The following is a 24780-nucleotide window of genomic DNA, read 5'->3' as shown; positions in this document are numbered from 1 at the left end:
CGCTGCCGCAAAGGTTTGCACGAGAGGCAAGCCGATGTTGTTTGAACCTCTATGCGCGGCAACGCGCCTGTTCTGATCACTCAGGCAATGCGTAATCCGCGCGCCGGCAAGATCTCCTGAGTGATCACGAACCGGTGTTGTTTGACCGCGTCGTGAAAGAGGCGGTAGTCGCTTTTCTCGAAGGCAGCCGTCCACTCCGGTCTGTCCCCGGTGTCGTCATCGCACAACAAACCGGTGGCCAGGTACTTCCACGAACCGCGTCCTTTGGCGATATAGCCGGGCACGGGTTCTTTCAAACCCGGAATACGTCCGCCGTTCACCCATTCACAAACGGTTCCCAAACGCAGGTTGTCGTCGGGTTCGCGGTTCGTATCGAGCAGTCGGGTCAGCGCGTCTTTTACGTCGTCCGGCAGGCCGGGCTGGTTTTCGAAATCTTCGCGCCCGGCCAGATAAGCTCGCACGACACGACAACTCATGTCCGCCGCCTCCACGAAATCCGGCAAATTATTTCGCGAGATGAATTGATTGCGGCCGTCGATGTAATGCCAGCGTGCCCACGGCTGGTCGGGATAATGCAACGCGGCGCCGTGGCCGACCGGCAACGCGACCGTCAGAACGTCCTCCTCGACATGCTCGATCAAGTGCGCGACCGCCAGTTCGAGGGTCGCGAGCCAGCCTTTGCGCGTGCAATCCTGCGCTTCGAGAAGATGCACGCGATTCCTCGAGCTTTCGATGCCCGCGAATCCCTGATGCGCCCAGGTATCGACATAAGTATGAAGCGTCACGCCGAGCCGGTGCAATGCGGTCTCCGAATCGCGCTGCCGGATCGCGCGCCGCACGACTTCGCGCGCGACTTCGCTATCGGGCCGGCAAACCGCCTTTTCCTCGAGACTCTCGCCCACGCCGGCCGGCAAAAAATGGAACGGCGCCCACACGAGCCGATTCTGGTCGTTCTCGGTATTGACGTAGTCGAATACCTTGTGCGCGGTCGCGAATCGCTCGAATGTCTCGCCCCCTTTGAAGCGAAGTATTCCGCTCGTGGTTGCGTCGTCGACATATTGGCAGGCATGCGCGACGGTTTGCGCATCGCCGGCCGTCAGGCCGCCGACGCGCGCGGCAATGTAGACCACGCCGTAATGGAAGTCGATATTCATGGCAGGCGCTCCTGGCGCGCGTAATCACTGCCGGTTTGTGGCCGGCGATGGGGCGAGACGAATACGGGGAGCTACGCGTGAGTAGATAGTAGACGAGCGAGCGGCGCGCGCCTTTAAAAAACATGCGTTCCGTACGCGTTTTTCAACGTTTTGCGCCACGCGACTATTCGGGCTACTGAAGGAAACGCGGGCGTGGCCAGCGAGATGCAACCTGCCGGCCCGGAATGCCGCTGGGGGATGAGGCGAAAAAGGGTAACCCGGCCTTGACGCCGGTCAGGTCAAATGTGTAACGGACAGACGACTATTCCAGTGCTGGTTCAGATACTCCAGCGCGAACATCCGGTGACAATGATGTGGTAAATGTTCACTGCAAAGCAGGCAACCCGAGTCGAATAGCGCGATATCCAGATTGCTTTCGACACGACGGCGGGCAATCAGGTCGAAATACTCCTCGCGAAAGTTCTCCCAGCTCAACTGCTTGCCCTGGTAGCGTTTGAGCAGTTCCGGTTCGGGAGCCAGCTCCGGTATTTCCACGTACGCCGCATTGCACAACTGCTCGAGAAAGAAAGGCAAATCCTGCTTTTTCGCAAAGCCCGCCAGCTGCGACGTGTTGTTGAGGCGAATGTCGAGCACCGTGCGCACATGGGCGTCCTTCAACAAACTGAAGAACTTCTGGGCGCTCTTGCCGGTAAAACCAATGCTCGCCACCTGCACGGCGCTTTTGCTACTTTTCATGGTGAATCCCCTGGCGGGCCATTCGGCGCCCATAAAAAAGCCTCGCCGCGATGGGCGCGGCGAGGCTCGGGTCTCAGTGCATTTTTAGCGCCGCTCGCGCGCATTTACTTGACGATGTCGACCAGTTCGACTTCGAAGGTCAAATCGGTATTCGGCGGAATCGGGCCGACGCCGCGATCACCGTAGGCGGTCGCCGCCGGGCACGTGAGTCGCGCCTTGCCGCCGACTTTCATCTTCTGCACGCCTTGCGTCCAGCACGGAATCACGCGATTGAGCGGGAACGTGGCCGGGCCGCCATGCTTGGCCGAGCTGTCGAATTCGGTGCCGTTGGGCAGCGTGCCGCGATAGTTGACCTTTACCACGTCGGTCGCGGACGGTTGCGGGCCCGTGCCTTGCGTCAGATGTTCGACGATGACACCGGACGGCAGTTTCTCCGTGGCCGGCGCGGCAGCCATCGCGGTCGAGGACAGAACGGCTGCGGCCAGCAAAGCAACGAGTGATTTCAAAGCGAATCTCCAGTGGGGTAATCCGGCTGATTGTAACGGATCGGATGTCGGCCGAGGCTTTCAGCTATTGCCCGATGCCTCCGGCCGTTACTCGCCTATCCGGGACGTCGCTGAACCGCCGCGCGACCCCGCGGTCCACATGAACATCCGGCGCAGGAGTCGCCGGCACGCGACTCCGCCATACCCGTTGAGAGCGCTTTCGATGACCGAGCCGGCCCATTCCGACGACCCCGCTTACGACCCCAGCGCCGCGCCTGCGTCCGCCGACGAGCGGCCTCGCGCGCCCAGGCCGCGCCGGATTCCTCGCAGCCGCGCGCAACAGGCTCGGCTCGATGCGCGCGAACCGGCTTTCGAGCCGCTACCGTTCCCCTCGTATTCACCCGACGAAGCGCGCCGCCCGTTCGCGGACAAACGCGCTACATGGTTCGCCGCGCGCCGCTGGCAACCGTTCGAGTTTCAGCGCGAGGTGTGGCGCAATATCGACGGCGGCGCGAGCGGGGTGCTGCACGCGAGCACCGGAGCCGGCAAAACCTGGGCCGTATGGTTCGGCGCGCTCGCCGCGTTCGCAAGCGCAGCTCCGATGCCGCGCAAGCATCCCGACCCGCTGACGGTACTTTGGATCACGCCGATGCGCGCGCTCGCGGCCGACACCGCGCGCGCATTGCAAAGCTCCGCGGCCGAACTCGCCGTACCCTGGAGCATCGGTCTGCGCACCGGCGATACATCGGCCGCCGAACGCGAGCGGCAGAACCGACGCATGCCGTCCGCGCTCGTCACGACGCCCGAGAGTCTGACGCTGATCCTGACACGCGCCGATGCGCGCGAAGTACTGGCTCAGGTACGGCTCGTGATCGTCGACGAATGGCACGAACTGCTCGGCAATAAACGCGGCACGCAGACGCAGCTCGCGCTCGCCCGTCTCAGGCATTGGCGGCCCGGCTTGCAGGTGTGGGGGTTGTCGGCGACGCTCGGCAATCTGTCGTTCGCGACCGAGGTACTGCTCGCGCCGGTCGCGACGCCGCGCGTCACCGTACACGGCGCTCTGCCCAAAGCACTGATCGTCGACACGATCATTCCCGACACGATCGAGCGCTTTCCGTGGGGCGGTCATATGGGCATGCGCCAGGTCGATGCGGTCGCGCGCGCGATCGACGAAGCACGCACGTCGCTCGTCTTCACGAACACGCGCTCGCAATGCGAGGTGTGGTATCAGGCACTACTCGACGCGCGGCCCGAGTGGGCCGGAGCGATCGCCTTGCATCACGGCTCGCTCGATCAGCAGGTGCGCGAGTGGGTCGAGCGTGGGTTGAAGAACGGCTTGCTGAAAGTCGTTGTGTGTACGTCGAGTCTCGATCTAGGCGTCGATTTTCTGCCGGTGGAACGTGTGTTCCAGATCGGCTCGCCGAAAGGTGTCGCGCGTTTAATGCAGCGCGCGGGCCGCTCGGGACATGCGCCCGGTTTGCCGTCGCGGGTGACGATCGTGCCGACGCATGCGCTCGAATTGATCGAAGCGGCGGCCGCGCGTGAAGCCGTCGACAAGCGGCAGATCGAAAGCCGCGATACGCCGCAAAAACCGTTTGACGTGCTGGTGCAGCACCTCGTCACCGTTGCGATCGGCGGTGGTTTCGGCGCGGGCGAATTGTACGATGAACTTCTGCACACCTATGCATATCGCGATCTGACGCAGCAGGAGTTCAACTGGGCGTTGGGTTTCGTCGAAGGCGGCGGCGCGACGCTGCGCGCGTATCCCGACTACCATCGCGTCGCGCGCGATAGCGACGGTCTGTACCGCGTCCCGCGCCACGATCTCGCGCGGCGGCATCGCAACAACATCGGCACGATCGTCGCGAACGGCACGCTGAACGTTGCGTATCTGTCGGGCGGACGCATTGGCGCAATCGAGGAATCGTTCATTTCGCGGCTCAAGCCCGGCGATGTGTTCACGTTCGGTGGCCGCGCACTCGAACTGATCCGCGTGCAGGACATGACGGCGTGGGTGCGGCGCGCGACCTCGTCTCGCGGCGCGATGCCGCAATGGGCCGGCAGTCGTATGCCGCTATCGTCCGAACTCGCCGACGCGACGCTGACGATGCTGGCGCGCGCCGCCGACGGCATTTACGACGAACCGGAGATGCGCGCGGTACGACCGCTGCTCGAGTTGCAGCAGAAGTGGTCGGCATTGCCCGAGCCGGGCGTACTCGTCGTCGAACTGCTGAAATCGCGCGAGGGTCACCACTTCTTCTGCTATCCGTTCGCGGGGCGCACCGCGCATATCGGACTCGGCGCGTTGCTCGCGTGGCGAGTCGCGCGCGAGAAGCCCGGCACGTTTTCGATTTCGATGAACGACTACGGCTTCGAACTGCTGTGCGCGCAGGCATTCGATTGGGACGCGCAATTGCGCAATGGCCTGCTTTCACCTGAAGAACTCGATCACGACATTCTCGCGAGCCTCAATTCGTCCGAGCTCTCCCTGCGACGCTTTCGCGAGATTGCGCGAGTGTCGGGACTGGTATTCCAGGCGCATCCGGGACAGCAGAAAAGCGCGCGGCAATTGCAGGCATCGAGCGGACTTTTCTACGAGATCTTTCGCCAGCACGATCGCGGCAATCTGCTGCTTGGTCAGGCCGATACCGAAGTACTGCTGCAGGAACTCGACGTGCGGCGCATTCGTATTGCGCTCGAACGAATGAACGCGAGCCGCGTCGTGCTCACGCGGCCGAAGAAGCCGACGCCGTTCGCGTTTCCGATGATCGTCGGACGCCTGCGCGAAAGAGTCAGCACCGAGAAGCTCGCCGATCGCGTCGAGCGGATGCTCGCCGAACTCGAAAGGGCGGCGCAACGATGAAGCCGACCTCGCTTGCAATCGACGTCGACGGACGACCTCTCGTGCTGTCGAGCTTGCGCGCCAGTTTCGATCCTGTGTTGCGTGCGCTTTTTATCGCCGATGCGCATTTCGGCAAGGATGCGGTGTTTCGCGCGCGCGGCATTCCGGTGCCGACCGGCTCGACCGCCGACAATCTGCTGCGGATCGATCGTCTGATCGCCGAGTTCGAGCCGGCGACGCTGGTGTTTCTCGGCGATCTGCTGCACGCGCGCGAGTCGCTGTCGACGCTCACGCTCGATGCGTTGCATGCCTGGCGCGCACGGCATGCGTCGATGCGCGTGGTGCTCGTCGAGGGCAATCACGATCGGCAGGCAGGTACGTTGCCGCGTCGGTTGGATGTCGAGTCTGTGCGCGAGCCGTGGCACGTCGGGGCGTGGGCGCTGTGCCATCACCCGCATGCGGTCGATCACGCGTATGTGCTCGCAGGGCATGTGCATCCGGTCTATCGGATCGCGACGCGGACCGATTCGGTGCGCGTGCCGTGCTTTCGCTTTGGGATCGATCGGGGGGTGCTGCCGGCGTTCGGGAGTTTTACTGGAGGCGCTCGTGAGACGGGGCGCGTTTTGGGGGAGAGAGTTTTTCTTGTCGTGCAGGAGAGGGTGATCGAGTTGCGGAGTTGAGTGGACGGTGGGGGCCGTCCACTTTGTTGCTTTGTTGTTTGGTTGGGTTTTTTGTTTGCTGGTTCGCTAAGGGGCTTTTCGCCGGCTTTTTAGCTGCAAGTGCCCTGTGACGCCCGAGCACGGTCGGTGTGGAGGCCGGGCGGCGCCGGCCTCCATTCGTGGAGGGAGCCCCGCAAGGTTCGCGGGACTCCTGCCACGGGTTAGTGGTTGCCGCCGCCGTGGCCGCCGTTGCCGGAGCCACCGCCGCCGTAGCCGCCACCGTGGCCGCCGCTGCCTTGGCCGCCGCCGTTGCCGCCGTTGCCGCCATGGCCACCGTGGCCTCCGTTGCCGGAGCCGCCGTTGCCTTGACCACCGCCGTCACCGCCATGGCCGCCATGTCCAGAACCGCCATTGCCCTGGCCGCCACCGCCGTCACCGCCATGGCCACCGTTTCCGGAGCCGCCGTTACCCTGGCCGCCACCGCCTTCACCACCATGGCCGCCATGCCCGGAACCGCCGTTGCCCTGGCCGCCACCGCCTTCACCACCATGGCCGCCATGCCCGGAACCGCCGTTGCCCTGGCCGCCACCGCCGTCGCCGCCATGGCCGCCATGTCCGGAACCGCCGTTACCCTGGCCGCCACCGCCGTCGCCGCCATGGCCGCCGTTTCCGGAACCGCCGTTGCCCTGGCCGCCACCGCCGTCACCGCCATGGCCGCCATGTCCGGAACCGCCATTGCCCTGGCCGCCACCGCCGCCTTCACCGCCATGGCCACCGTTTCCGGAGCTGCCGTTACCCTGGCCGCCACCGCCTTCACCACCATGGCCGCCATGTCCGGAACCGCCGTTGCCCTGGCCGCCACCGCCTTCACCACCATGGCCGCCATTTCCTGAGCCGCCGTTACCCTGGCCGCCACCGCCTTCACCGCCATGGCCACCATGTCCGGAGCCGCCATTGCCCTGGCCGCCACCGCCTTCACCACCACCATGACCGCCGTGTCCGGAGCCACCGTTGCCCTGGCCGCCACCGCCTTCACCACCATGGCCACCGTTTCCGGAGCCGCCTTTGCCTTCGCCACCACTATTGCCCGCGCTGCCGTTGCCGCCGTGGCCGCCGTCGCCATGACCGCTCTGGCCGTGACCACCATCGCCGTGGCCGCCATCACCTTGGCCACCATCGCCATGACCGCTGGCGCCATGGCCGCCATCCCCATGACCACCGTCACCGTGGCCACCATCGCCATGACCACCGTCGCCATGACCACCGTCACCGTGGCCGCCGTCACCGTGGCCGCCGTCACCGTGGCCACCATCGCCATGGCCACCGTCGCCGTGACCGCCGTCGCCGTGGCCACCGTCACCATGGCCGCCGTCACCGTGGCCGCCATCGCCATGGGCACCGTCACCGTGGCCACCATCGCCATGGCCACCGTCGCCGTGGCCACCGTCGCCGTGGCCACCGTCACCATGGCCGCCGTCACCGTGGCCACCATCGCCATGGCCACTGTCGCCGTGGCCACCGTCACCGTGGCCACCATCGCCATGGCCACCGTCGCCGTGGCCACCGTCACCATGGCCTCCGTCACCGTGGCCACCATCGCCATGGCCACCGTCGCCATGACCGCTGGCGCCGTGACCGCCATTGCCATCGCCGTCACCGCCGTGGCCATGTCCATGACCACCATCGCCATCGCCGTCACCGCCGTGACCATGACTGCCGTCGCCATCGCCGGCGTGACCATGCCCATGACCGCCGTCGCCGTCACCATCCCCACCGTGGCCGTGACCATGACCGCCGTCGCCGTCACCATCGCCACCATGACCGTGACCATGACCGCCGTCGCCGTCACCATCCCCGCCGTGGCCGTGACCATGACCGCCATCGCCGTCACCATCCCCACCATGACCGTGACCATGACCGCCGTCGCCGTCACCATCCCCGCCGTGGCCGTGACCATGACCGCCGTCGCCGTCACCATCGCCACCATGACCGTGACCATGACCGCCATCGCCGTCACCATCGCCACCATGACCGTGACCATGACCGCCGTCGCCGTCACCATCGCCACCATGACCGTGACCATGACCGCCATCGCCGTCACCATCCCCACCATGACCGTGACCATGACCGCCATCGCCGTCACCATCGCCACCGTGGCCATGTCCATGACCGTGCCCATGGCCATGCCCACCATCCCCACCACTGTCCCCACCATCCCCGCCGCCGTTATCCCCGCCGCCAGTGCCGCCGGTGCCGCCATTCCCCGATCCATCCCCGCCACCACCGCTACCAGCGCCGCCGTTACCGTTGTTGCCGCCGGTATTTCCCGAGCCCACTCCGCCCGTGCCGGAATTCGCCGAACTATTTCCGCCGCTGCTGCCCGCGCTCGCGCCCGTCGACGACGTCCCGGTGCCCACCGACGAGCCGGTGGACGACGTCGAGCCGAGCCCCGCCGCCGCGACGCCGAAGCCGCCCGACCCGACTTGCCCGCCTCCCTGCGACGTGCAGCCCGGCCCACCGCCCGACGGACATCCGCCGTGCAAGCTCGCCTCGGCGAGCACCATCATTCCTGGATTCGTTGCCGGCGCGGCGGTGCTCCCCGAATTCGTCTGCGCACCCGCCATCGCCGCATAAAGACTGACCGCGACTGCCAAAGCCGCCCGTCGCGTGCCCAATATCCACGCGTCCCCGTTTTGCTTTTTCATTTCACTCTCCTAATTATTTCCCCAGAACGACCGGCCCAATTAACGAGTGAATCTCCTCTCGCCAATAAAACGCAAATCCAAATCCTCTGCGCAGCTTCGCTTTACGCGAATTAAAATGCGCCCGATCTAAACACTTCTCTCACGGAAAATCCCCGGTCAGATTTGGCGTGTTTCGAGAGAATCGGCTGGCCGTGCGCGCACCTGATCGTGAGAGCCGCACAGCGAGGCTTGATGGACGTTGAAGTTATTCGCAGCGCAATCGCGCGACCGTGCGCTAGACCACGCAATGCGATATTGCCGAAACGGCCCGCCAGGCGGCGTCAAGCGCCGATTTGCCCGACGAATCAGCTAATCCATATTCTTCAGACGGGAAGTTAAAACCATCGCCCCCAGCGAAATCGGATCGGCAAAAAGAAAATCGAACATAGGTTTTATCGGACGAATTAGCCCAATTTACACATCGGCCGTTTTATTCATGTGGCCGCCCACACATAAAAATGAAAAATGGAAAAGGCGAATGAGAGCAATCCAATAGACAACGCAATGAAAATCATCGAAACGCGCGCGCGAAACATTACGTGTCGTTATGCAACGCGCGTGCGACGAGAAAATCGGTGTCGCAATGTGCGCTGCCTCGCACAGTCGTCGAATGTGCGAGGCAGCCGCACGCGCGATCACGACCCACGTCCTATGCAAAGTGTCGTGACGCAACCACCAGCGCGTCAGATAACCAACACATCAGCCCGCACGTTATTTCCGAAGCATTCCCACCATCTTCGGCGCTACGGCGGCGAAGCGTCGTCGTCGTGCCCGCAAAAGCCTGTCCCACGAGCCACCGCGGGGAATTGCGCACCGGCGCGGGTAAACCTTTGTTTGCCTTCGACGCGCCGCCCCGTTTACTGCACGCAGCCAAATCTCTCAATCCGCTTTCATTCACCGCCCGCGTTTAGTTTGGTCTGCTGAGCAGTGTTCTGCGAGCGCCTTTCCCTGTCCGACGAGGTACAACATGGTTACTATCTCCAGCAGCGCGGTCGACGAATTCAAATCCGGACTACGCGGCCAGCTTCTGCTGCCCGACACGCCGGGCTTCGACACGGCGCGCAGCATCTGGAACGCGATGATCGACCGTTCTCCCGCGATGATCCTGCGCTGCGCGGGCGTCGCCGACGTGCGCCGCGGCGTCGCCTTCGCGCGCGACAACGGCCTGCCGCTCGCAATACGCGGCGGCGGTCACAACATCGGCGGCAGCGCTGTGTGCGACGACGGCCTCGTGCTCGATCTGTCCACGATGAAATCGGTGCGAATCGACCCGGACGCGCGGCGCGCGTATGTCGAACCTGGCGCGACGCTGCACGATCTCGACCACGAAGCGCAGGCATTCGGACTCGCGACGCCGCTCGGCATCAATTCGACGACCGGCGTCGCGGGTCTGACGCTCGGCGGCGGCTTCGGCTGGCTGAGCCGCCGCTACGGCATGACGATCGACAACCTCGTCGCGGCCGACATCGTCACCGCGGACGGCGAATTGCGCCACCTGAACGCCACCACGAATGAGGATCTGTTCTGGGCGGTTCGCGGCGGCGGCGGCAATTTCGGGGTGGTGACGCGATTCGAGTTCGCGCTGCATGAGGTCGGCCCGCAGGTCTACGGCGGCCTCGTCGTGTTGCCGTTCGCCGAGGCGAAGGAAGCACTGATCAAATACCGCGATGCCGTGCCCGCGATGCCCGACGAGTTGGCCGTATGGGCCGTCGCGCGGCTCGCGCCACCGCTGCCGTTCCTGTCGCCCGATGTGCACGGCAAGCCCGTGCTGGTGTTCGCGATGTGCTACAACGGGCCGGTCGAAAACGGCCCAGCCGCGGTGGAAGCCGCGCGCGGCTTCGGCAAGCCGCTCGGCGAACATCTTGGTCCGATGCCCTATGAAATGTGGCAACAGGCCTTCGATCCTCTGCTCACGCCGGGCGCGCGCAACTACTGGAAATCGCACAACCTCGCCAGCATCGACGATGGTCTGATCGACGCGCTGATCCGCGCGATCGACACGCTGCCGTCCGCGCAATGCGAAATTTTCTTCGGGCTGATCGGCGCGCAAACGCAGCGCGTGGCGGTCGACGCGACCGCCTACCCGGCCCGCGAAACGCAATACGCGATGAACGTGCACGGCCGCTGGGACGATGCGCGCGACGACGAGCGCTGCGTCGCGTGGGCGCGCGACTTTTTCGACGCGTCGCGCCCCTTTGCGTTAGGCAGCGTGTACGTCAACTTCATGACCGAGGAAGAAGGCGGCCGTATCGCGGATGCTTATGGGCCGAACTATGACCGGCTCGTTGCCGTGAAGAACCGCTACGACCCGCGCAATCTGTTCCGCCATAACCAGAACATTCGCCCGACGGTGTAGCGTCGACGCGCGACGCAGATCGACGAAAGCGCCCAACTCCAATGGCCGCACAGCCCTCGCGCAAGGCGGCGCGGCCATTGGGCACACTACCTGCTACTCCACTGACGGACGCCCGCGATGCGGGCGTCGCGGCATGCCTGCTCAACGACGATGCCCGCGCGCACGGAACCTCTGGTGTGCAAATGAGAACAAAGCAAAGCAGGCGGCTCACCGCTCTCTTCCATAACGTACAAAACGCGTGGGAAACGCAAAGGAAAACAGTCATGCGCAGACGACAATTCATCATGACCGGCAGCGCTGCATTGGCCGTCGCTGGCCTGAGCCTCACCGGTTGCACGACGACTTCGCCGTCCTCGAACGCGTCGCCTTCGGCCAACGCCGGCAAGCGCGACACGATCAACGCGGGTGTCGACGCGACGCTCGCGCGTCTCTACGAAAACGTCGACGGTTCGCGCGAGCTCGTTGGCAAAGCGCGCGGCGTGCTGGTGTTTCCGTCGGTGATCTCGGCCGGCTTCTGGGTCGGTGGACAGTATGGTGAAGGGGCGATGCGCATCGACGGCCACACGGTCGGCTACTACAGCACGCTCGCAGGCTCGTTCGGCTTGCAGATCGGCGCGCAGTCGAAGGCGCTCGTGTTCCTGTTCATGACGCAGGAGTCGCTCGACGAATTCATGCACAGCCAGGGCTGGGCCGTCGGCGCGAATGCGACCGTCGCCGTGCTGAAGGTCGGCGCGAACGGTGCGGTCGATTCGTCGACCGCGACGAGCCCGGTGCAGGCTTTCGTGCTGACCAACGGCGGCTTGATGGCCGGCGTGTCGCTCGAAGGCACCAAGGTGTCGCGGCTGATCATCTAAATATCTGAGCGCGGCTTTCCCTGTTGCGGATTGGCGGTGCGGGCGCGACGCGCGATTGCACCACCAATCCTCGCAGCGCATTCAACCCATCGCGTTCCCGCCCGCGTTGCCAGCGCCATTCGTCGCGCTACGGTAGAATCCACGCCTTTCGCAAACCGTCCGCGCCCGGCGGACGCATCCTTCGCGCAGCCGCGCGCGCTGCCAAGCCAGTTCAGCGCAGGCCTCAGTATTGCGCTCGCGCGCCCCTTCATCAGACATGAACACCGCTAGTCCCGCTTCCGCTCGGCCCGCGTGGCTGTCCGGCATTCGCAGCAACGTGCTCGCCGGCCTGACCTCGTCGTTCGCACTGGTGCCCGAATGCATCGCCTTTGCGCTCGTCGCCCATCTGAATCCGTTGATGGGTCTGTACGGCGCATTCTTTATCTGCACCGTCACCGCGCTTTTCGGCGGACGCCCCGGCATGATTTCCGGCGCGGCCGGCTCGATGGCCGTGGTGATCGTTGCGCTCGTCGTCGAGCACGGCGCGCAGTATCTGCTCGCGACCGTGATCCTCAGCGGCGTCCTGATGACGCTGTTCGGCGTTTTGCGGCTCGGCAAACTGATCCGCATGGTCCCGCATCCGGTGATGCTCGGCTTCGTCAACGGACTCGCGATCGTCATCGCGACCGCGCAGCTCGCGCACTTCAAAACGGACACGCCGCACGGCGAAGCGTGGCTGCACGGCAGCGCGCTCGCGACGATGTGCGGGCTCGTCGCGCTGACCATGGCGATCGTCTATCTGCTGCCGCGTCTTACGCGAGCCGCGCCGCCGGCGCTCGTGGCCATTCTCGGCATCGGTCTTATGACGCAGCTGCTGCATCTGCCGACGCGTACCCTCGGCGACATGGCGCATATCGCCGGCAATCTGCCGACGCTGCATTTGCCCGACGTGCCGCTCGATCTCGAGACGCTGCGCATCATCCTGCCCTACGCGGTGCTGATCGCGATCGTCGGTCTGCTCGAAACGCTGCTGACGTTCAACCTGACCGACGAAATCACCGAAACGCGTGGTCAACCGAATCGCGAATGCGTCGCGCTCGGCGCGGCGAATATTGCGTCGGGACTGTTCGGCGGCATGGGCGGTTGCGCGATGATCGGTCAGACCATGATCAACCTGAACTCGGGGGGACGCTCGCGACTGTCGGGAATCGTCAGCGGCGTGATGATCCTGCTGTACATCCTGTTCCTGTCGCCGCTGATCGAGCGGATTCCGCTCGCGGCGCTGGTCGGCGTGATGTTCGTGGTCGCGCAGCAGACTTTCGCGTGGGGCTCGCTGCGCGTGCTCGGCAAGGTGCCGCGCAACGACGCGCTCGTGATCGTCGCGGTCACGGTCATCACCGTGTTCGCCGATCTCGCGATCGCGGTGATGTGCGGCATCGTGATCGCCGCGCTCAACTTCGCGTGGCAGCACGCGCGCGAAATTCACGCGCACGCCGAGGATCGCGCGGGCCATAAGACCTATGTGCCGCGCGGCACGCTGTTTTTCGCGTCGACGACGCGCTTTCACGAGCTGTTCGATCCGGCGTGCGACCCGGCGAGCGTGACCGTCGATTGCAGTCACCTTCTGCTCGCCGATCATTCGGCGCTCGCCGCGTTGCAGGGGCTCGCGGAGCGCTATCGCAAGGCGGGCAAGCAGTTACGCATGAAGAATCTGTCGGAGCGCAACCGGCGATTATTGAGCCGCGCGGGGATCGGCTTCGCCTGAAACACTCGCGGCACGCACCGCGTTGCGATCGCGCGTGCGGTGAATTCTCGCGCGCGCGTCGACAACGCGGCCAGGCGCTTTAGCGCTGCTCCGGCAACCTGAACACCGCGATCGCCGCCGACAATTGCCCGGTCTGCGTCCTCAGCACATCGGCCGCCGCGCTCGCTTCCTCGACGAGCGCCGCATTCTGCTGGGTCGTCTGATCCATGCTCGCGACCGCGATGTTGACCTGCTCGATGCCCGAAGTCTGTTCGGCCGACGCCGCGCTGATCTCGCCCATGATGTCGTTCACGCGACGCACTGCCTGCACGACTTCCTGCATCGTGTCGCCCGCGCGCCCGACGTGCTCCGAGCCGCCTGCGATCTGCGCGGCCGATTCCTCGATCAGCGCCTTGATCTCCTTCGCGGCCGCCGCGCTGCGCTGCGCGAGCGTGCGCACTTCGCCCGCGACCACCGCGAAACCGCGGCCCTCCTCGCCCGCGCGCGCCGCCTCGACGGCCGCGTTCAGCGCGAGGATATTGGTCTGAAACGCAATCCCTTCGATCACGCCGATGATGTCGCCGATCCGGTGCGACGACTGCGAAATCCCGCGCATCGTGTCGATCACCTGACCGACCACCGCGCCGCCGCGCGCCGCGGTCTCCGACGCGTTGTGCGCAAGCTGGCTCGCCTGCTTCGCGTTGTCGGCGTTCTGACGCACGGTCGCGGTGATCTGCTCCATGCTCGACGCGGTCTCACCGAGCGCGGCCGCCTGCTGCTCGGTGCGGCGCGACAGATCCGAATTGCCCGCGGCGATCTCGTTCGATACCGACGAAATCAGCGTCGCGCCGCCGCGAATCTGCTCGATCGCCTGCGCGAGGCGCTGCTGCATGCGTTTCATCGCGGCGAGCAGGCTCGTACTGTCGCCGCTCTTCGCGTCGACGACCACGTCGAGATCGCCGTCCGCGATACGCGATGCGATCTGCACCGCGTACGCCGGTTCGCCGCCAAGCTGACGCAGAATGCTGCGCAGAATCACGCCGATCACCACCGACACGAGCGCGCAAAGCACCAGCGCCGCGATCACGTACTGCACGAGGGTGCGGTAGAACACGGCGTCGATATCGTCCGTGAAGACACCGGTGACGATGGTCCAGTCCCACGGCTTGTAAAGCCGCATGTAGTTGCTCTTCGGCGCGAGCTTGTCGGTGCCGGGCTTCGGGAACATCAGGTGAACGAAAGCCTCGCCTTCGCGCTGCGTTTGCTCGGAACCTTCCTTGAATACATGGCGGCCGTCCGGATCGGTGACGTTGGTCATGTCCTTGCCGACGAGGTCGGCGCGCGTGGCATGCATCAGCACGCGCGCGTGGCTGTCTTCGAGCACGAGATAGCCGCCGGCACCGTCGTAGCGCATTGCGCGCAGGTCGTCCATCGCGGCGCGCTGCGCGTCGGCGAGCGGCATCGTGCCGGCCGCGACGAGCCCGTTGTAGCGATCGAGCACGCTGTACGCGATGCTGACCACGTTTTTCAGCTCGGCCTCACGATCGGCGATCATCGTGTCGCGCGTCTTGAACGCCCCCCACAGGCCGATCGCCAGAATGCCCATGCACATCACCGCGAGCGCGAGCCACAGCCGCACTTTCAGGCGAAACCGTTCCATCTTCCGTATCCCTTATCGTGGTCGGCGGCTATCCGCGCGAGCGGACACCGCAAACGTTTCATGTCGTTGTCGGGATTAACGGCGCGACGGGGGAAAACTTCAGTGCAGCTTCAAGGTTGCGGGTTTCACTCCGGCGGCAGCGTCAGCGCCGCCACCTCGCAGCGCGGCCATTGCCGCAGCACGTCGGGCGCGAGCAGCAGCTTGGCCGCGCGCATGCCCGCGCCCATCACGACCTGCGCGCGCTCCATCACCGCGGCGTCGACCAGAACGCGCCAGTCGGCCGGCAGACCGAACGCGGTAATGCCGCCGAACTCCATCTGGCTATGCTCGACCGCCGCCTCGCGCTTCGCGAACGACAGCCGCTGTGCGCCGAGCGCGGCCTTCACCGCGCCGTTGATGTCGAGCCGCCGCGAGCCGAGCGACACCAGCGCCGCAAAGTGTTCGCCACCATCTTTCTTGTACCGGACCACGATCGTGTTCGCGCAGTCTTCGAGACCGAAGCCGTAGCGCGCGCTGAATGCGGCGGTGTCGGAGGCGTCGTCGGTGACGGCGAACACCGTGATCCCGTGCGCCGGCAATTGTTCGATGACGTGCGCGGGCAGATGCGCGCTCCACTGGTCGCGCTCGATGACGTCCAGTTGCTGTACGAGTTCGTGCGAATGCATGATGAGCGGAAAGGTGACATTAACCCGCTGCATTCTAGCGGTACGCGCGGACGGCCGCGAAACAGTGCTCGAAAGCAGGCCATGCAGCGCGCCGCCTAACTTGTATAGTGACGGGCACGAGGTTTGCGCAAGGCAACCGAGCAAACACCGTGAAAGCGCCGTCACGATTCAGACACGATCATGGACATCGACACCCTTTCTCGCGAGAACCTCCAGCACGCCGCGCGTCATCAGGCCAACTGGGCGATGGGCGCACTGCGGCAGTTCACGGAGAACCGCTGTCCGGCGATGGCGGCGAGCATCGCGTTCTATGCGGCGTTCTCGCTCGCGCCGACGCTCGTGATGGTGCTCGCGGTGGCCGGCTGGTTCTTCGGCCCGGCGGCCGCGCGCGGCGAGCTGTTCGGGCATATCAACGGCCTGATCGGCGACCAGGCCGCGGCCGGCGTGCAGACGATCGTCGAGAACGCGCATCACGCGGGCGCCAAAGGCGGCATCGCGACGATCATTTCATTCTCGCTGCTGGCGATCGGCGCGTCGGCGACGTTCTCGTCGCTGAACAGCGCGCTCAATTTAGTGTGGCCGTACAGCGGGCCCCGCACGTCCAGCTGGATCGCGCTGGTGCGGGTGCGGCTGATTTCGTTCGGGCTCGTGCTCGGCGTCGCGTTCCTGCTGATCGTGTCGCTGGTGCTAGATACGGTCATCGTCTTCATCGGCAACTGGTTGTGGGGCGACTCGCCGTATGTCGTGATCGGCAATCTGCTGCAGCTCGGCGTCGGGCTGCTCGTGCTGATCTTCGCGTTCGCCGGACTGCTCAAGTTCCTGCCCGACGCACAAGTGCTGTGGCGCGATGCGCTGGTGGGCGGCATCGTCGCGGCCGTCCTGTTTTCCGCCGGCAAGAAGCTGTTCGCGCTCTATCTCGCGCATGCGGGAATGGCCAGCTCGTTCGGCGCGGCCGGCTCGCTCGCGGTGCTGCTGATGTGGCTGTACTTCTCGGCCGCGGTGCTGCTGCTCGGCGCGGAGTTTTCGGCGGCACGCGGCAGGCTGCACGATCCGCGCGGCGGCTGGGGCATGCAGGGCGATGCGCCGCCGGGCAGCCGCGCGAAGCTCGCGTCGGTGCTGGCGGCGTCGACCGTCGCGGGGCATGCCGCGCCGTCTGCTCACGCAACTGTGGCCATGGCCGGCGAAACGGCCGCGCCGCTGCCGGCGGCCAGCGCGGCGGCGCAAAAGCGCTCCGCGCATGAGACCGCGGTGGACGTCACGCGCAAAGTGCTCGACGCCGAAGCGCAAGCCACCCGTTTCGCCGCGTCGGCGCTCGTCGGAGCGCGCCGCCAGGCGAGGGTCGCCGACCGCTACGTGCGACGCAACCCGTGGACCTCGGTGCTGCTCGCGGCCGCCGCGGGGCTCACCGCCGCGGCCGTGGCGCGCCGTGGCGGCGAGCGGCGCTGAAACGGGCGCTTCGCACCGCGCTACCGTCAATGCTGTTATAGATACCCGGGTTGCGCCGTCAAACCAGTCGATTGCCCTTGGGCACAACGTGCCCCTTCTGTCCAGCCTGTCTAGTCATTTCGTCGGCAGTTTCTTTTATGTTTTCGCTACAAAGCCGAACGGACGTGTAGACGACTAGATTACATTCCGCATGCGAATAGGTGCGGATAGTGCTTGCATTCAGCTGGTCATTGTCAACAAATCAACAATAATGCGAATTAGACCAACAAATGTTGCGCAAACAGAAATAATCGTTGATGAGCTTTAAATACAAGGGTTTGCATCGATTGTGTGTTTTTGGCGACACTCCTTTTTTTTCCGTTTCTACCCCGCGGAGCCGGTGAGCTATTCTGCAATCCGCAACAACGAACAATCATCTGCGTGGAGAAATGGATGAAACGAATCGCACTGTCTACCCTCTCGCTGGCGCTTCTGGGCGTCGCTGGTGTCGCTCACGCCCAAAGCAGCGTGACCCTCTATGGCGTGCTGGATGAGTCGATCCAGTACGTGAACAACTCTACGCCGCACGGCGGCGCACTGTTTCAAATGTTTGGCGGCAACCTGCAAGGTAACCGTTTCGGCCTGAAGGGCACGGAAGACCTCGGCGGCGGCCTGAAGGCAATTTTCCAGTTGGAAAACGGCTTTGACATCAACACCGGCAAGCTCGGTCAGGGCGGCCTGATGTTCGGTCGTCAAGCCTACGTCGGTTTGACGGGCGACTCCTGGGGCACGTTCACGGCCGGTCGTCAGTACGACCCGCTGGTCGACATGATCCAGCCGCTGACGGGCGACAACTACTTCGGCAGCACGTTCGCTACGCCGGGTGACGTCGACAACAACGACAACAGCTTCCGCGTGAACAACGCGCTCAAGTACGTGTCGCCGGTGTGGTCGGGCTTCCAGTTCGAAGGCCTGTACGCTCTCGGTGGCGTCGCAGGCGCGACGGGTGCAGGCCAGACGTATTCGGGCGCGGCAACGTATGCAACGGGTCCGTTCAGCGTCGCTGCCGGCTACCTGCGTACGAAGAACTCGCCCGCCACGCCCGCTCTGCGCAGCGCGTGGAACAGCCCCACCACGGGCGAAGCCACGTTCGACACGAACTTCCCGACGTTCGCTGGCATCAACTCCGCATACGCAACCGCGAGCTCGATCGGCATCGCTTCGGTGGCTGTCCAGTACGTTACCGGTCCGTGGACGGGTAACCTGAGCTACAGCAATGCTCAGTACTACCAGGACGGATCGTCGACCTTCAAACAGACCCAGAAGTACGAGGTGGGTCGTGCGTACCTGGGCTACCAGGTCACGCCGGCAGCACTGGTGGGTATTGGCTATGCGTACACGAAGGGTCATGGCGACTCGTCCGCAACGTATAACCAGGTTTCGCTGGGCGGCGACTACAACCTCTCGAAGCGTACTGACACCTACCTGGTCGGCGCATGGCAGCACGCAAGCGGCCAACAGCGTGTTCCGGGCGCCAATGGCGGCCTCGAATCGGCTACGGCTTCGATCGGTTCGTACGGCAACCAGGCGAGCACCAACAACCAGGTCATGGTCAGCCTCGGTATCCGTCACAAGTTCTAATCGAACTTCGAGTCGGACCCGCTACGCAGCTGACGAGCTGCGTAGCCAAAAAAACCAGCCAAAGGCGTTGCCGATGGCTGGTTTTTTTTCGTCCTGAGGTTGCTGGCGGCGGCGAGCCCGGGCGAGCCGGACTCGTGCCCGAAAGCCGGCGCGGCTAGCGCCGCTGCGCCTTGCCCTTGTCGGCCTGCGCGAGTATCTGCGCGGGCGACACATCGTGCTCATGCTCGAGGCCATCGGCGCCGACCGGCGCGCGATACAGCACCAGCGCCCGCTCCGACTGCAGCGACGGCGCATCCAGCGACTGCTGCCAGTCCGGATCGGGAATCTCGGCGAACACCTGGCGCAGACGCTCACCCCACGTGCGATGAATCATGTCGAAGTACGCGTTGTCGCGATCGATCGACACGAACCGCGTGACACGCAGCGAATCCTTCTCGTACACGAGCAGATCGAGCGGCAAGCCCACTGACAGGTTCGAGCGCAGCGTCGAGTCCATCGAGATCAGCGCGGACTTCGCGGCCTCGTCGAGCGGTGTGGCCGGCGTCAGCACCCGGTCGATGATCGGCTTGCCATACTTCGCCTCGCCGATCTGAAAGTACGGATTCACGGCCGACGACTCGATGAAATTGCCCGCCGCGTAGATCATGAAAAGCCGCATCCGGTTGCCGGCGATCTGACCGCCGAGAATGAAGCTGCAATTGAAGTCGACGCCGAACTTGTGCAGCGCCTCGGCCTCGCGCTCATGCACGCGCCGCACCGCGTTGCCGACCACGCGCGCGGCGTCGGCCATCGTCGGCACGCTCCACAGCGTGGGCTCGCCGGCATCGGCGGGCTCGGACAGTTCGTGCAGCACCGCCTGCGTGATCGACAGATTGCCGGCCCCGAGCAGCACCAGCATGCGTTCGCCGGGCTGTTCGAACACCGACATCTTGCGCGCGGTACTGATGTGGTCGACGCCCGCATTGGTACGCGTGTCGGACAGAAATACGAGGCCGTCGTTGACGGCCATCGCTACGCAGTAAGTCATAAGGAATCCGCAGGAGGCAAAGGAACGGAGCTATTGTAATGCGGCGCACAGGCGCCTTTTATCCGTGTTTACGGCCTTCTTGACGGCCTTTTTTGCAGCCTTTTTCCGGCTGATTCTGAACAATTGTCAGGAATGTTAAATGCCGACGCGCGCGGATGGTGCAGACGCGCCGGCTCGTCGGCGCAATCCGTCGCGCGCGTTCGTGTTGCAACGCGGCCAGCTACTGCGACATCTGCGTGCTGACCGCCACCGCCACGTGAAGCTCCTCTTCCAGGCCGCCGATGCGCCGGCCGCGCACCGGTGCCGCCGCTTCATAGTCGCGCGCGACCGCGAGGCGGCAGTAGATCTCGCTGGCGAACGCGGCATGCGTGACGTCGATCGAAATCCAGCCTTTGCCTTCGAGCCACACGTCGACCCACGCATGACTCGCGCCATGCGGCACGTCGCCGGGTTCGATATAGCCGCTGACGTAGCGCGCCGGCACACCGCGCGCGCGGCAGCACGCGAGCATCAGATGCGAATGGTCCTGGCACACGCCGTTGCCGAGCGCGAGCGCCTCGGCGGCCGTGCTCGTGACCTCGGTCACGCCGGGCCGGTATTGCACGCGCTGCACGATCTGCTCGGACAGCGTGAGCAGGCTTGCCGGGCTCGCCAGATTCGCCACCGACGCGGCCAGCTCGCGGATCGCGCCGTCGGCTTCGGTCAGGCGCGTCGCGCAGGTGAAATGCTCGAGCGGAATCGGGCCGGGCGGATCGCGCAGCACGCCGTCGACGAGCGGCAGCGTGTCCACCTCGCCCGACACGCGCAGATGAATCTCGTCGTGGGGCTTGTTGATGACGAGCGTATGCAGCACGTTGCCGTAGGCGTCGAGCGTGGCGTCGAGCTTGCCCGGCGCGTCGATGCTCCAGCGCCGCACGGTCTGCCCGGCACCGCTCGCGGGCGTCAGGCGCAACTGCTGGATCGAATAGTGAACCGTCGATTCGTAGCGGTAAGAGGTGTCGTGGCGGATGGTCAGGTTCATGAGAAAACTCCGTCAGGCCACTGGCAGCATCAGATAAGTACGCGCCACCAGATTGCCCAGCTCGAACACGCGAGCGAGGAACTGCGTCAGATAGGCGTGCAGACCGCTTTCGAAAATCTGCCGGATGTCGGCATACAGCAACTCGGCGCGCAGCTTGCCGGCGAAACGCTCGCACTGGTTCGAGCCCGAGGTGCGCAGCATCTCGAGATTGCTGCAGACACCATCAAGCGAGGCGAGCAGCGAGCGCGGCATCTGCTGGTTGAGGATCATCAGCTCGACGACGCGCGCGGGCGTCACGACGTCGCGATATACCTTGCGATAGATCTCGAGCGCCGACACCGAACTCAGGATCGAGGTCCAGTAATAGAAGTCCTCGAGCTGGCGCGCGGCGTCGCGCGAATTCGGCTCGACGTTCGCGAAACGCACATCGAGAATCCGCGCGGTGTTGTCGGCGCGCTCCAGATAGGTGCCTAGCCGCGTGAAGAAGAACGCGTCATCCTGCAGCGCGGTGCCGATCGACACGCCGCGCGACAGATGCGAGCGGAACTTGACCCACTCGAACAGCGCCCCCGGATTGCTCGCGGCCTGGTCGCTCGAGAGCTGTGCGTTGAATTCGAGCCACGTGTCGTTGATGGTTTCCCACCACTCGGTCGTCAGCGTGCCGCGCACCGCGCGGGCGTTTTCGCGCGCGGCCTGCAGGCACGAATGAATGCTCGACGGATTGCTCGCGTCGGCGATCATGAAGTCGAGCACGTGTTCGCGCGTCGGCTCGTCGTAGCGCTGCGCGAAGGCGCTTTCGAGCTCGGAGATGCGCAGCACCGAGCGCTGCGCGCGGGCCTCCTGCTCGGGCGTCTGCGGCAGCAGTTGCGCCTTCAGGTTGATGTCGAGCATGCGGGCGGTGTTCTCCGCGCGCTCCATATAGCGGGCCATCCAGAAGAGGTGATCGGCGGTTCGGCTAAGCATGACGGCGTTCCATGTCTGTGATCTGAACGCGCGAGGCCTTCGTCGGAAACGAAAGTCCGCGCTGGTTATCCGTTAAGCGCCAGCGGCGCATGACCTGCCGGCTGGGCGCATCAGGTTGCGAGCGTCGCGCCCCGGCTGGCTCATTGCGAGCGAAGCGAGAGACGCGCCAGCAACCGCGTCAGTCGACCATCCAGGTATCCTTGGTCCCGCCTCCCTGCGATGAATTGACGACTAGCGAGCCCTCCTGCAGCGCGACGCGCGTGAGGCCGCCCGCCACCATCGTGGTGGTCTTGCCCGAAAGCACGAACGGCCGCAGGTCGATATGGCGCGGCGCGATGCCCGATTCGACGAAGGTCGGACAGGCGGACAGCGCCAGCGTGGGCTGCGCGATATAACCGGCCGGACGCGCGATCAGCCGTTCGCGGAAGGCTTCGACTTCGGCCTTCGTCGAGGCCGGCCCGACCAGCATCCCGTAGCCGCCCGCGCCGTGCACTTCCTTGACCACCAACTCCGGCAGATGCGCGAGCGTATAGGCGAGATCCTCGGGCTTGCGGCATTGATAGGTCGGCACGTTGTTCAGAATCGGCTTTTCGCCGAGATAGAACTCGATCATGTCCGGCACGTACGGGTAGATCGATTTGTCGTCGGCAATGCCGGTGCCCATCGCGTTCGCGAGCGCGACGCGGCCGGCGCGATACGCGGTGAGCAGACCCGGTACGCCGAGCGCGGAGTCGGGGCGAAACGCGAGTGGATCGAGAAAGTCGTCGTCGACGCGGCGGTAGATCACGTCGACGCGCTTCGGTCCCTGCGTGGTGCGCATGAACACGTAGTTGTCGTCGACGAACAGATCCTTGCCTTCGACGAGTTCGACGCCCATCTGCTGCGCGAGGAACGTATGCTCGAAATACGCGGAGTTGTACATGCCCGGCGTCAGCACGACGACGACCGGATCGTCGACGCCCTCGGGCGCGACCGAGCGCAGCGTATCGAGCAGCAGATCGGGATAATGCGCGACCGGCGCGATACGGTTCTGCACGAACAGTTCGGGGAAAAGCCGCATCATCATCTTGCGGTTTTCGAGCATGTACGACACGCCCGACGGCACACGGAGATTGTCTTCGAGCACGTAGAACTCGCCTTCGTCGCCGGCGCGCACCACGTCGACACCCGCGATATGCGCGTAAACACCGAGCGGCACGTTGACGCCCTGCATCTCCGGACGATACTGCGCGTTGGTATAGACCTGCTCGGCCGGCACGATGCCCGCGCGCACGATGTTGCGCTCGTGATAAACGTCGTGGATAAACAGATTGAGAGCCTGCACGCGCTGTCGCAAACCCGCTTCGAGCGTCTGCCATTCGCCGCGCGGGATGATGCGCGGAATCAGATCGAAGGGAATCAGCCGCTCGGTGCCGGACAGGTCGCCGTTCACCGCGAACGTGATGCCGACGCGGCGGAACAGCAGATCCGCTTCCGCGCGCTTGCGTGCGATCGCTTCATTACCCTGGCTGTCCAGCCATCGCTCAAAGCGCGCGTAATGCGGCCGTACGCCATCGTCGGGATGGCGCATCTCGTCAAAGCATCGCATGTCAGCCCCAGTCTTGTTGTCAAATAGAAGGCGAATGCGCTGCGCATTCGGTACTCGACCTTCGATCAAGCAAGCGTTATGCCATTGAATATGTCGTGATAGGGCGCATTGACGTGCACGCTAACGGCGCATTCGCAGGGCCTCGGAATGCCTCGATCGACCTGTCGTGGATCATGATGCGCCAGTCAGGTGCGCGTGCGCCATCAGGGAGCACACTATGAGAGGCGCGCTTGCCGTTTCGCCTATGGACTCGGCCAGCACTACGAAGCGTGCGCATAAAAAAAAGTCCCCGTGGACTTTCATCCACGGGGACTTCGACCACCTGCATGCAGGTGCTATTTGAAGCACTCAAACGTCAGGCACGGTTAAACGCGACAGCGCCATGCCGACGCCTGAATCGTGCAAGCAACGTGCTTAAGCAGCCGCTGCGTCCTTCAGCTTCTTCAGCGCGCGTGCCTTGACGCGCACGCTAGCCGGCTTGGCCGGGAACCAGCGCTCTTCACCCGTGAACGGGTCTTTGCCGAAGCGCTTCTTCTTCGCCGGAACAGCCTGCACGACGATCTTCAGCAGACCCGACAGCGTGAATTCGCCAGCGCCCTTCTTGTGCACCGTGCCGAGGATCGTGTCTTCGAGCGCGGCCAGCACAGCCTTGGCGGTCTTCGGTTCCACTGCAGCACGCTCAGCGATGTGAGCTGCCAACGAGGCCTTCGTGAAGGTGTCCTTGATCGGCGCCGGTGCGCCAGACGCCTTCACGGCGACCTTCTTGGCTGCGACGGCTTTCTTCGCAGGAACTTTCTTTGCAGCAACCTTCTTGGTCGGTACCGGGGCAGCAGCCTTCTTGGCCACCTTTTTTGCGGAAGTCGGCATGTTTCTCCTACCTGTTGTGGTCAGTGAATTGCTCGAAGCGCACACCGTATGTGCACGCTTCAACGCCGGATTCTACAAGCGCTAAAGCGATTTGCGCGACTCTTTTGTGTATTGCGATGAAGTTTTTTGCGTGGCGCCGACAGTGCAACACGTTTTAGTACCTGTTTTAGCGGCTAAAACGCGCGCGACGAGGTCTTTAACATGCAGGAGTAACGCACGTTACAGTTCGTTTCGACTGCGGTTTCGAGGCGGTTGCGGCGGGGCGACCTGGCGTTTTCGCCCCTTGAATCAGGGCATATTCTTCGTTTGACGCGTCAAGCAACGCATGCCCAAGACGCTTGACGATGCCTACGCATGGCTTGCGGCGA

General features: G+C 64.4%; 19 protein-coding genes. 9 read left to right on the top strand and 10 right to left on the bottom strand.

Translation table 11 applies throughout. The features are described 5' to 3' along the window. Nucleotides 1-80 precede the first annotated feature (80 nt). The 3 genes from L0U84_RS22415 to L0U84_RS22400 all read right to left on the bottom strand — a co-directional run bounded on the left by L0U84_RS22415 (nucleotide 81) and on the right by L0U84_RS22400 (nucleotide 2344). Nucleotides 81-1154 (bottom strand): DUF6765 family protein, encoded by a 1074-nt coding sequence (locus tag L0U84_RS22415; protein WP_326491194.1) that lies wholly within the window; start codon nucleotides 1152-1154, stop codon nucleotides 81-83. A 273-nt stretch (nucleotides 1155-1427) separates the two neighbouring features. Further along, nucleotides 1428-1889 (bottom strand): DUF488 domain-containing protein, encoded by a 462-nt coding sequence (locus L0U84_RS22405; RefSeq protein ID WP_233856689.1) that lies wholly within the window; start codon nucleotides 1887-1889, stop codon nucleotides 1428-1430. 104 nt (nucleotides 1890-1993) lie between these two features. After that, a complete protein-coding gene (locus L0U84_RS22400) occupies nucleotides 1994-2344 on the bottom strand; it encodes an FKBP-type peptidyl-prolyl cis-trans isomerase (protein WP_233856687.1) in 351 nt (116 codons plus the stop codon). A gap of 253 nt (nucleotides 2345-2597) precedes the next feature. On the opposite strand from L0U84_RS22400, the gene L0U84_RS22395 reads away from it, so the two are divergent. The 7 genes from L0U84_RS22395 (at nucleotide 2598) to L0U84_RS22360 (ending at nucleotide 13576) form a co-directional block, all read left to right on the top strand. Beyond that, on the top strand, nucleotides 2598-5240 hold the full coding sequence (locus tag L0U84_RS22395; RefSeq protein WP_233852729.1) for a ligase-associated DNA damage response DEXH box helicase: 2643 nt from the start codon (nucleotides 2598-2600) through the stop codon (nucleotides 5238-5240). Then, the gene (pdeM, locus tag L0U84_RS22390) at nucleotides 5237-5899 is read left to right on the top strand and encodes a ligase-associated DNA damage response endonuclease PdeM (protein WP_233852727.1); all 663 of its coding nucleotides are present in this window, start codon (nucleotides 5237-5239) and stop codon (nucleotides 5897-5899) included. Before L0U84_RS22395 ends, pdeM begins: the two co-directional genes overlap by 4 nt. Nucleotides 5900-6117: 218 nt before the next feature. Then, a complete protein-coding gene (locus tag L0U84_RS22385; RefSeq protein WP_233852724.1) occupies nucleotides 6118-6771 on the top strand; it encodes a hypothetical protein in 654 nt (217 codons plus the stop codon). Between the two features lie 36 nt (nucleotides 6772-6807). After that, on the top strand, nucleotides 6808-8697 hold the full coding sequence (locus tag L0U84_RS43825) for a hypothetical protein (protein WP_267939945.1): 1890 nt from the start codon (nucleotides 6808-6810) through the stop codon (nucleotides 8695-8697). An 892-nt stretch (nucleotides 8698-9589) separates the two neighbouring features. After that, entirely contained in the window at nucleotides 9590-10978 is a 1389-nt protein-coding gene (locus L0U84_RS22370) for an FAD-binding oxidoreductase (RefSeq protein WP_233852722.1), read from the top strand. A 263-nt stretch (nucleotides 10979-11241) separates the two neighbouring features. Further along, nucleotides 11242-11832 (top strand): BPSL1445 family SYLF domain-containing lipoprotein, encoded by a 591-nt coding sequence (locus L0U84_RS22365; protein ID WP_233852720.1) that lies wholly within the window; start codon nucleotides 11242-11244, stop codon nucleotides 11830-11832. 256 nt (nucleotides 11833-12088) lie between these two features. Beyond that, nucleotides 12089-13576, top strand: coding sequence for a SulP family inorganic anion transporter (locus L0U84_RS22360; protein WP_233852718.1), 1488 nt, complete (start codon nucleotides 12089-12091; stop codon nucleotides 13574-13576). A 79-nt stretch (nucleotides 13577-13655) separates the two neighbouring features. Here the strand turns inward: L0U84_RS22360 and L0U84_RS22355 are convergent, their stop codons facing one another. Beyond that, entirely contained in the window at nucleotides 13656-15215 is a 1560-nt protein-coding gene (locus tag L0U84_RS22355) for a methyl-accepting chemotaxis protein (RefSeq protein ID WP_233852716.1), read from the bottom strand. A gap of 125 nt (nucleotides 15216-15340) precedes the next feature. After that, nucleotides 15341-15880, bottom strand: a complete 540-nt coding sequence (locus L0U84_RS22350; RefSeq protein ID WP_168991422.1) for a YbaK/EbsC family protein — start codon at nucleotides 15878-15880, stop codon at nucleotides 15341-15343. A 180-nt stretch (nucleotides 15881-16060) separates the two neighbouring features. On the opposite strand from L0U84_RS22350, the gene L0U84_RS22345 reads away from it, so the two are divergent. Together L0U84_RS22345 and L0U84_RS22340 are read left to right on the top strand one after the other, a co-directional pair. Next, on the top strand, nucleotides 16061-17326 hold the full coding sequence (locus L0U84_RS22345; protein WP_233852714.1) for a YihY/virulence factor BrkB family protein: 1266 nt from the start codon (nucleotides 16061-16063) through the stop codon (nucleotides 17324-17326). Nucleotides 17327-17758: 432 nt separating this feature from the next. Beyond that, entirely contained in the window at nucleotides 17759-18946 is a 1188-nt protein-coding gene (locus tag L0U84_RS22340; RefSeq protein ID WP_233852713.1) for a porin, read from the top strand. Between the two features lie 154 nt (nucleotides 18947-19100). Here the strand turns inward: L0U84_RS22340 and L0U84_RS22335 are convergent, their stop codons facing one another. From L0U84_RS22335 to L0U84_RS22315, 5 genes are all read right to left on the bottom strand, one after another. After that, entirely contained in the window at nucleotides 19101-19973 is an 873-nt protein-coding gene (locus tag L0U84_RS22335) for a proteasome-type protease (protein WP_233852712.1), read from the bottom strand. A gap of 220 nt (nucleotides 19974-20193) precedes the next feature. Beyond that, nucleotides 20194-20994 carry a transglutaminase family protein gene (locus L0U84_RS22330; RefSeq protein WP_233852711.1) on the bottom strand — a complete coding sequence of 267 codons (801 nt, stop codon included), beginning with the start codon at nucleotides 20992-20994 and terminating at the stop codon, nucleotides 20194-20196. A 12-nt stretch (nucleotides 20995-21006) separates the two neighbouring features. Further along, nucleotides 21007-21957 carry an alpha-E domain-containing protein gene (locus L0U84_RS22325; protein WP_233852710.1) on the bottom strand — a complete coding sequence of 317 codons (951 nt, stop codon included), beginning with the start codon at nucleotides 21955-21957 and terminating at the stop codon, nucleotides 21007-21009. A gap of 178 nt (nucleotides 21958-22135) precedes the next feature. Then, nucleotides 22136-23545: a circularly permuted type 2 ATP-grasp protein gene (locus L0U84_RS22320; RefSeq protein ID WP_233852709.1), complete on the bottom strand. Its 1410-nt coding sequence runs from the start codon at nucleotides 23543-23545 to the stop codon at nucleotides 22136-22138. A gap of 414 nt (nucleotides 23546-23959) precedes the next feature. Further along, nucleotides 23960-24412, bottom strand: coding sequence for an HU family DNA-binding protein (locus tag L0U84_RS22315; RefSeq protein WP_233852708.1), 453 nt, complete (start codon nucleotides 24410-24412; stop codon nucleotides 23960-23962). Nucleotides 24413-24780 lie beyond the last annotated feature (368 nt).

Source organism: Paraburkholderia sp. HD33-4, assembly GCF_021390635.1.
Classification (GTDB): domain Bacteria; phylum Pseudomonadota; class Gammaproteobacteria; order Burkholderiales; family Burkholderiaceae; genus Paraburkholderia.
The sequence above is the reverse complement of the archived record's forward strand: the minus strand, read 5'-3'. Positions and strand labels throughout refer to the sequence as shown.

Coding starts and splice junctions, on each gene's coding strand:
- L0U84_RS22345 (WP_233852714.1), top strand. CDS start 16,061: ATGGACATCGACACCCTTTCTCGCGAGAACCTCCAGCACGCCGCGCGT.
- L0U84_RS22365 (WP_233852720.1), top strand. CDS start 11,242: ATGCGCAGACGACAATTCATCATGACCGGCAGCGCTGCATTGGCCGTC.
- L0U84_RS43825 (WP_267939945.1), top strand. CDS start 6,808: ATGGCCACCATGTCCGGAGCCGCCATTGCCCTGGCCGCCACCGCCTTC.
- L0U84_RS22330 (WP_233852711.1), bottom strand. CDS start 20,994: ATGAACCTGACCATCCGCCACGACACCTCTTACCGCTACGAATCGACG.
- L0U84_RS22400 (WP_233856687.1), bottom strand. CDS start 2,344: ATGGCTGCCGCGCCGGCCACGGAGAAACTGCCGTCCGGTGTCATCGTC.
- L0U84_RS22325 (WP_233852710.1), bottom strand. CDS start 21,957: ATGCTTAGCCGAACCGCCGATCACCTCTTCTGGATGGCCCGCTATATG.
- L0U84_RS22370 (WP_233852722.1), top strand. CDS start 9,590: ATGGTTACTATCTCCAGCAGCGCGGTCGACGAATTCAAATCCGGACTA.
- L0U84_RS22355 (WP_233852716.1), bottom strand. CDS start 15,215: ATGGAACGGTTTCGCCTGAAAGTGCGGCTGTGGCTCGCGCTCGCGGTG.
- L0U84_RS22405 (WP_233856689.1), bottom strand. CDS start 1,889: ATGAAAAGTAGCAAAAGCGCCGTGCAGGTGGCGAGCATTGGTTTTACC.
- L0U84_RS22360 (WP_233852718.1), top strand. CDS start 12,089: ATGAACACCGCTAGTCCCGCTTCCGCTCGGCCCGCGTGGCTGTCCGGC.
- L0U84_RS22320 (WP_233852709.1), bottom strand. CDS start 23,545: ATGCGATGCTTTGACGAGATGCGCCATCCCGACGATGGCGTACGGCCG.
- L0U84_RS22315 (WP_233852708.1), bottom strand. CDS start 24,412: ATGCCGACTTCCGCAAAAAAGGTGGCCAAGAAGGCTGCTGCCCCGGTA.
- L0U84_RS22350 (WP_168991422.1), bottom strand. CDS start 15,880: ATGCATTCGCACGAACTCGTACAGCAACTGGACGTCATCGAGCGCGAC.
- L0U84_RS22415 (WP_326491194.1), bottom strand. CDS start 1,154: ATGAATATCGACTTCCATTACGGCGTGGTCTACATTGCCGCGCGCGTC.
- L0U84_RS22395 (WP_233852729.1), top strand. CDS start 2,598: ATGACCGAGCCGGCCCATTCCGACGACCCCGCTTACGACCCCAGCGCC.
- pdeM (WP_233852727.1), top strand. CDS start 5,237: ATGAAGCCGACCTCGCTTGCAATCGACGTCGACGGACGACCTCTCGTG.
- L0U84_RS22335 (WP_233852712.1), bottom strand. CDS start 19,973: ATGACTTACTGCGTAGCGATGGCCGTCAACGACGGCCTCGTATTTCTG.
- L0U84_RS22340 (WP_233852713.1), top strand. CDS start 17,759: ATGAAACGAATCGCACTGTCTACCCTCTCGCTGGCGCTTCTGGGCGTC.